Origin of the sequence: Rhizobium sp. 18055, assembly GCF_902706285.1 — a bacterium.
Taxonomy (GTDB): domain Bacteria; phylum Pseudomonadota; class Alphaproteobacteria; order Rhizobiales; family Rhizobiaceae; genus Rhizobium.
On record NZ_CACSKD010000157.1, the window covers coordinates 1 to 527 of the forward strand.

At 58.1% G+C, this 527-nt stretch carries 1 pseudogene; it reads left to right on the forward strand.

Annotated elements, in window-relative coordinates:
- Window positions 1-384: pseudogene (locus tag GVL52_RS28485) on the forward strand (hypothetical protein); the annotation flags it as partial.
- Between the last annotated feature and the right edge of the window lie 143 nt (window positions 385-527).

The following is a 527-nucleotide window of genomic DNA, read 5'->3' on the forward strand; positions in this document are numbered from 1 at the left end:
GCGTCTTCCGTGCTGCTCGAACAGGCGGGGCAACTGCTTGCAGAAGAGCACGGAGTGAAGCCCACTGTAGAGACTTTCGAGAAAGCGATTCGTGACGGCAAGCAATCGGTCCTTGTTGCGGGCCAGCGAGTGGAGATCGCTCCCTATCTGTCGGGAGCGAGCGATACCCTCGGTGCTCTGATCGCCACCTCGGTACTCACCTCGCTACGAGCAGAGCAGATGTCGCCTGACGTCATTTTGCTGGTAGGCGGCGGCGCGGACTTCTTCCGGCGGTCTATTCAGGACGCATTTCCCCGCCTGAAGGTGCTGTCTCCCCCTCAGCCAGTACTTTCCATAGCACGGGGGTACTGGGCCCTCGGGGAATCTTCGCTTACTCAGGCATGAGCATAAAAATACTTGTTGGGTTGAACGAAGCATTTTTGGCGCTTCAAGGGCACTTGGAGCAAATGCCGTCTTCCGTTCGCTCGGAGCGATTGAGGGCACTTGCTTCCATCGGCCTGCAGATTCAATCCGGGAAGCTTCAGGCC